Origin of the sequence: Sphingomonas sp. LH128, assembly GCF_000293195.2 — a bacterium.
GTDB lineage: Bacteria > Pseudomonadota > Alphaproteobacteria > Sphingomonadales > Sphingomonadaceae > Novosphingobium > Novosphingobium resinovorum_A.
The window spans coordinates 1-6,700 of record NZ_ALVC01000147.1 but is presented as its reverse complement, the minus strand read 5'-3'; the positions used below and the strand labels follow the sequence as shown (position 1 = coordinate 6,700).

Below are 6,700 nucleotides of genomic sequence, written 5' to 3'. Positions count from 1 at the left end.
ATCACCTGACCCGGCAGCGCTGCTTCCCGCTCGACCATCTCAATGAAGTGAGGATCGAGCGGATCGCCCCGGCAGATCGGGCAGGGGGCACTCACGTCACCATCATCAAAGCCGTGCCGTTCGACGTCCTCACTCATGCCCGCTTCCCGTGAGTTCGACGGACACCCTCTCCGTCGAACTCAACACTACACAAAACCGCTACAATCCGGCATATCCGGCACTCAACAAGCGAACGCTATTACCAAATCGGCGAGATCGGAGAACGGCATCCCACCCTCTCCGCCACTTACTCTTCCAGACACATTCAGAGCGATCCGTAGAAAGCCCAGGAATTCCAAGGCTTACCAAATGATTCGCGTCCCGCCGCCGCATCCAACTCGATACATCGCTGTCCGATTGGTCATGTGGGATAAAATGTGGGAAGGTTTTGGTCATGGGAAAGCTGTCCGTAACGAGTGTGAAGGCCATTTCGCTGCCATGTCCTACGATAAGGTGCCGACATTCCTGCGGCGTCTGCGTGAACGCGAATCGTTCAGTCGCCTTGCGCTCCAGTTTGCGATCCTGACGGCCGGACGTTCTGGAGAGGTGCGAGAGGCGACTTGGGATGAGATCGACCTTGAAGCCAAGCTCTGGACCATCCCCAAGGATCGGATGAAGGCGCAGCGCGAGCATGTGGAGCCGTTGGGTGAGGGCGCCTTGAAAATTCTGCGGCGATGCGAGGAATTGCGGCTCGGGGCGGCTACCTTGGTATTTCCTGGGGCGCGGCCGAAGTCCCCGCTGTCCGACATGACTCTCACCAAACTGCTCCGCGAGATGCGTGAGCCCTACACCGCGCACGGCTTTCGCTCGTCATTCCGCGACTGGGTCAGTGAGGAAACCCAACATTCTGGCGATGTTGCGGAGGCAGCGCTTGCTCAGGTGGTGAAGAGCAAGACTGAGGCGGCCTATCGTCGAGGCAATCTGCTGGAAAAGTGCCGGGCCATGATGGGCGACTGGGATGCGTTTTGCGGAGGACCGAATCCTAAGGCCGATAGGAGGGGGGATTCAGAAGGCTCGCAATGATCCTTTGCGCCAAACCTCCCCGGCCCGGCCAATGTAATCATATATGGTGGTTTGTTGGGTTTAACTCATCAAATATGAATTATAGACTCAGTGTGAGCTTCATCTTGTCGTGAACGACCGCTCGCTCATATGATCTTGCTAGCGGGCAGGAGACGCTTACCCCGCGAAGCGCATTGCGCCATGAAGAGGACCGTCTGTGCCAGCCCTTGAATGGTGTCGCGGGCTTCCTGCTCCCCGATTTCGAAGAACTCGCAGGCCTCCAGCGCGAGCGCCATTGAGCGATCATGCGCGCCGCCTTCCAGGATCGACATTTCCAGATGCGGGTTGCGGTCGGGTGCAGGATTGACGTCGAACACAGGCGACAAGCGCCATTGCCCGCCGCCGGCATACAGAAAGCTGTGGTTCCTCAGGTGGTCGTCCTTGTTGGATACCTCCTTGCCCTGTTCGTAGGCACGCGCGATCGCCGTGATCGCTTCCAGATCGACAAGGCGAGGGACAGAATCCCCTGCGTTGCCGCGGATGACCTGACCAGCCTCATCGAGAAAACGCATGGCTCCCTGGCGGCAGGGTGTCATCAGGCGGTGTGCTCGAACCAGTTCCTGCCTTTGTGGCTGTAAGTTCTTCGAGCTGACGTGCGGCCATGCCCTTCACCCATTTCGCGTAATGCTAACTCCAAGTGAGGCTTGGGTGTTTAGCCACGCGTAGCGGACAGTTCCACACCTGCAACTGTCTGCTGGGATTTCGATCGCGCGGGCACCGGCGGACCCCTTCGTGCCAATGTAAATCGGCGCAGCACCGGCGGATTAGCGTGCCCAGAAGTTGATCGACAGGATTGGGTTGCCTGATTCATGCCAGATGTGTATGCCAATAAAACATAAATGACGGGCATGGAGAGATGTGTTGATTGGTAAGATTGTCATACCAATTATGGTGACGGCTTCTTGCGTGGCCGTTCCGGCCATTGCGCGGGACTATCTCGTCCGCACGCCTGCCGAATATGCGAGAGTTTTGCCCATGGTGCAGGCCGGGGATGTCGTTCGGCTCGCGAATGGGGAGTGGAAAGATTTCCCGATCGTCTTCGAGGCTCATGGGCGTGATGGGCGACCGGTGACGCTGGCGGCGCAGACTGCCGGAAAGGTCGTGCTGACCGGGGCTTCCAGCCTGAAGTTGGCAGGCGAATGGCTCGTAGTCTCAGGGCTGGTGTTCCGCAACGGTGCGGCGCCGGGCGACGAGGTGATCAGCTTCCGCCGGGATTCGCGCCGGGTGGCGGTGAATTCGCGGCTCACCGAGGTTGTCATCGACCGTTTTAACCAACCCGACCGCCGCAGCGAGGACCGCTGGGTGTCGCTCTACGGGCACGACAACCGCGTCGATCACAGCTGGTTCGCGGGCAAGGGAAATGCCGGGGTGACGCTGGCAGTGATCCGCCCCAAGGGCCAGCCGCAGGCCAACCGCCACCGCATCGACCACAACTATTTCGGTCCGCGCCCGCCGCTCGGTTCCAATGGCGGCGAGACGATCCGCATCGGAACCAGCGACGAATCGCTTTCGGACTCGTTCACCACCGTCGAGGCCAACGTGTTCGACCGCTGCGACGGAGAGGTGGAGATCGTCTCGGTCAAGTCGGGCGGCAATGTCGTGCGCGCCAACCTGATCCTGCAGTCGCAGGGCTCGATCGTGCTGCGCCACGGCAACGGCAACCTCGTCGAGCGCAACGTTTTCCTGGGCAAGGGCAAGCCGCATACCGGCGGCGTGCGCGTCATCAACGCCGGCCAGACCGTGCGCGACAATTACATGGAAGGGCTGGCGGGAACGAGCTTCACCAGCGCAATCGCGGTGATGAACGGCGTGCCCGGCTCTGCGATCAACCGCTACCATCCCGTGACCGGCGCGGTGATCGCCAACAACTCGATACTGGACTCGGTCCGCATCACGCTGGGTGCAGGTGCGGACGCGGAGCGTTCGGCACCGCCACGGGACAGCCGCTTTACCGGTAACCTCGTCACCGGCACAGGCGCTTCGCCCTTCGCGATCGAGGCGGACGTCAAGGGCATCGCCTTCACGGACAACGCGGCGAGCGCGCAGGTCCCCGCCGAACTCGCACCGGGCTTCACCACCGGGCCGATCGCGCTGAAGCGCGCAGCTAACGGGCTGCTGTATCCCGGCGATCCGGCACAGGCGAAGCGCGGCGCGCCGCGCGATCTGGTGCCTGTCACGCTCGCGCAGGTGGGGCCGGACTGGTACGCCAAGCCCGCGCCCGAAGTTGCCTTCGGATCGGGCCGCACGATCGAGACGCATCCCGGTTCGCTCGAAACCGCCGTCGCCGCGGCACAGCCGGGAGACGTGATCGCGCTTGCCGCCGGGCGCTACGCCGTCCGTGCCCCACTTCGCATCGCCGTGCCAGTCACAGTTTCGGGACCGAAAACCGCGACGATTGCCTTCACCGGCCCGACGCTGTTCGCGCTGGCGGAAGGCGGCCGCCTGCGCCTGCAGGGACTGACGATCACCGGCGAAGCCGCGCCCCGCAGCGCAGGCAATGCCGTGATCCGCTCCGCCCCGACCTCGACGATCGCCAATTACGCGGTCGAGATCGAAGGCACCGACTTCGCCGGGCTGGATGCCTCTCCCGGCTTCGATCTCGTCGCGACCACGCCCGCGACTTTCGCGGACCACCTGACCTTGCGCGACGTCACCGTAACGGGCCTGTCCGGCACCGTGCTCGCCGCCGCTGCGGAGACTGGCGGCAAGGGCCTCTACGCCGCCGAGCACATCACCATCGCCGGCTCCCACTTCACTCACATCGGCGCTTTGGCGCAGGTCCTTCGCGGCGGGACGGACGAGAGCACGTTTGGCCCCGAAGTGGAGATCACCGGCAACACCGTGGAGGGCGGCGGCCCGGAACTGCTGGCGCTTTCGGGCGTGCAGTCCACGCTGTTGGAGCGCAATACCTTCCGCAAGGCGGGACGGATCGCCGTTTCCCACAGCGTCGGCGCACCGCTCACCCGTATTCTCGACAACCGTTTCGTCGATACCGCGCAGCCGCAGATCTCGCGGCTCTATCCGCAGGGGACCCCGCAGGTCCAGGTATCCGGCAACGTCAGCGGCGGAGACGCATCATGATCGCACGAACCTTTTTTCTCGGCGCTTCGCTGGCCGCGCTGACTCCGCTGCCCGCATTCGCGGCGACACCCGCAGACGACGCCCATCCCGTCCTGACCGACTCCGCCGCGCTCTCGGGCCTCGGCGCGCAGGCAGAGCGCTATCCGCTGTTCGCCGCCGAACTGGCGCGCGTGCGCAAGTCGGTGGATGCGGCGATGAAGGCGGGGATCGACGTGCCGGTGCCCAGGGACCCGGGCGGCGGCGCCACCCACGAACAGCACAAGCGCAACTACATGGCGCTCTACGGCGCCGGGCTGCTCTACCGCGTGACCGGCGACAGGCGCTACGTCGATTACGCGCGCGACATGCTGCTGGCCTATGCGAAGCTCTATCCCGGCCTCGGGCCGCACCCCGCAGCTGCGAACGAGGCGGCAGGCCGTCTGTTCTGGCAGAGCCTCAACGATTCCGTATGGCTGGTCTACGGCATCCAGGGCTACGATGCGGTGCGCGATGCGCTGACCCCGCAGGACCACAGGACGATCGACGAACAGGTGTTCCGCCGAATGGCGACGTTCCTGTCCACCGGCTCGCCCAAAGTCTTCGACCGCATCCACAACCATGCGACATGGGCCAATGCCGGGGTCGGCATGACCGGTTACGTGCTGCGCGATCAGGACCTCGTCGACAAGGCGCTGAAGGGTCTCGACAAGAGCGGCAAGGCCGGGTTCCTGCGCCAGCTGGACCTGCTGTTCTCGCCCGACGGCTATTATGCGGAAGGGCCGTACTACCAGCGCTACGCCCTGCAGCCCTTCGTGATCTTTGCCGCCGCGATTGACGCCAACGAGCCGCAGCGCCGCATCTTCGAGTACCGCGACGGCGTGGTCCTGAAGGCTATCCGCACCTCGATCCAGTCGACGTACGACGGCTATTTCTTCCCCTTCAACGACGCCATGCCCGACAAGAGCCTCAAGACCGAGGAGCTCTATCAGGCGGTCGCGATCGGCTATGCCAAGACCCACGATCCGGCACTGCTCTCCATCGCGCAGTGGCAGGGGCGCACGGTCCTGACGCCCAAGGGCCTCGAAGTGGCGCGCGATCTGGCGGCGGGCAAGGCGAAGCCGTTCCCTTTCGCTTCGGTGCTGCTACGCGATGGGCCGGATGGTAATGACGGCGGCATCGCCGTGCTGCGCGACGGGGCTGGCGCCAAGGATCAGGTGCTCGTCGCCAAGAACACTGCGCAGGGCATGGGCCATGGCCATTTCGACCGGTTGAACTGGATTCTCTATGACAACGGGCAGGCGATCGTCACCGATTATGGCGCGGCGCGCTTCCTCAACATCGAGGCCAAGGATGGCGGGCGCTACCTGCCCGAGAACGAAAGCTGGGCCAAGCAGACCGTGGCGCACAACACGCTGGTGGTGGACGAGGGCAGCCAGTTCGGCGCCGACTGGAAAAGCGCGACGGCCACCCCGCGCCAGCTGTGGTTCAACGGCGAAGGCCCGGCGAAGGCTTCCATCGCCGAGATGGCGGGCGCTTATCCGGGCGTCACGATCCGCCGCGCGCTGGTGCAACTGAGCGTGGAGGGCGCGAAAAGCCCGCTGGTGCTCGATCTTCTGCGCGTGAAGGGCGGCAAGGCGGCGCGCTATGACCTGCCGCTGCACTATGCCGGGCACCTGATCGACACCGGCTTTGCGCTGAAGTCCAACCTCACCGCCCGCCCGGTGCTGGGCAAGGCGAACGGCTATCAGCACATGTGGGTCGATGCGACCGGGACGCCGGGCGCGGATGACGGTGTCGTCACCTGGATCGAGGACGGCCGGTTCTACAGCTACCGCGTCGCCACGCCGGGCGTGACGATGATCCTGGGCGAAAGCGGAGCCAACGACCCGCGCTTCAATCTGCGGCGAGAGCCCTTCATCGTGCAGCGGCTGGACGGCGCGCGCGATGCCGCCTTCGTCAGCCTGCTGGAGCCGCATGGTCGCTACGATGCCTCGGCGGAGACCACCACCGGCAGCGAAAGCGCCGTGCGCAGCTTCACCCACCGCCGCGAGGGCGACGTCGACGTGGTGACGATCGGCTGGCGCAGCGGCGCCTCCACGGTGGTCGCGGTCTCCGAGGATACCGATCCCGCCCATGCCCATTCGCTTGTGCTGGGCGAGGCGACGCAGAGCTGGAAGGGGCCGATCGGCCGCTTTGATCTGCCCAAGACCGGCCCCAAGACCGGAGGCAAATCCAAGTGAGGAACCTGCGCTGGATGGTCATCGGCCTGATCGGGCTGGCGACCGTCATCAACTATATCGACCGCAATGCGCTGGCGGTGATGTGGCCTGCCGTCTCGAAGGAGATCGGCGCCGACAAGTCCGACTATGCGCTGCTGGTGACGGTGTTCATGCTGGCCTACGCCTTCGGGCAATCGGCTTTCGGCAAGATCTTCGACGTGATCGGCACGCGGCTGGGTTTCGCCGTCTCCATCCTGTTCTGGTCGCTTTCGATCGGGGCCCATGCGCTGGTGCGCTCGCTCGGCCTGCTGGCGCTGCTG

At 64.3% G+C, this 6,700-nt stretch carries 5 protein-coding genes; 4 read left to right on the top strand and 1 reads right to left on the bottom strand.

Features of this window, described 5'->3' with window-relative positions; all coding sequences use genetic code 11:
- The first annotated feature begins 348 nt into the window (after positions 1-348).
- Positions 349-1,062, top strand: coding sequence for a tyrosine-type recombinase/integrase (locus LH128_RS12905; protein ID WP_327195154.1), 714 nt, complete (start codon positions 349-351; stop codon positions 1,060-1,062).
- Positions 1,063-1,187: 125 nt separating this feature from the next.
- Here the strand turns inward: LH128_RS12905 and LH128_RS12900 are convergent, their stop codons facing one another.
- Positions 1,188-1,613, bottom strand: coding sequence for a HipA domain-containing protein (locus tag LH128_RS12900; RefSeq protein WP_008830081.1), 426 nt, complete (start codon positions 1,611-1,613; stop codon positions 1,188-1,190).
- A gap of 376 nt (positions 1,614-1,989) precedes the next feature.
- Here LH128_RS12900 and LH128_RS12895 point away from each other — a divergent pair, with 376 nt between their 5' ends.
- From LH128_RS12895 to LH128_RS12885, 3 genes are all read left to right on the top strand, one after another.
- On the top strand, positions 1,990-4,182 hold the full coding sequence (locus tag LH128_RS12895) for a chondroitinase-B domain-containing protein (RefSeq protein WP_037519303.1): 2,193 nt from the start codon (positions 1,990-1,992) through the stop codon (positions 4,180-4,182).
- Positions 4,179-6,401 carry an alginate lyase family protein gene (locus LH128_RS12890; RefSeq protein WP_008830079.1) on the top strand — a complete coding sequence of 741 codons (2,223 nt, stop codon included), beginning with the start codon at positions 4,179-4,181 and terminating at the stop codon, positions 6,399-6,401. The genes LH128_RS12895 and LH128_RS12890 overlap by 4 nt, the downstream gene beginning before the upstream one ends.
- Positions 6,398-6,700: MFS transporter (locus LH128_RS12885; protein WP_172705037.1), on the top strand; the 303-nt coding region annotated here is incomplete at its 3' end. The genes LH128_RS12890 and LH128_RS12885, both read left to right, overlap by 4 nt.

What these genes read in the sequence shown, in the direction of transcription:
- LH128_RS12905 (WP_327195154.1), top strand. Translation starts at nt 349, where the DNA reads ATGATTCGCGTCCCGCCGCCGCATCCAACTCGATACATCGCTGTCCGA.
- LH128_RS12900 (WP_008830081.1), bottom strand. Translation starts at nt 1,613, where the DNA reads ATGCGTTTTCTCGATGAGGCTGGTCAGGTCATCCGCGGCAACGCAGGG.
- LH128_RS12895 (WP_037519303.1), top strand. Translation starts at nt 1,990, where the DNA reads ATGGTGACGGCTTCTTGCGTGGCCGTTCCGGCCATTGCGCGGGACTAT.
- LH128_RS12890 (WP_008830079.1), top strand. Translation starts at nt 4,179, where the DNA reads ATGATCGCACGAACCTTTTTTCTCGGCGCTTCGCTGGCCGCGCTGACT.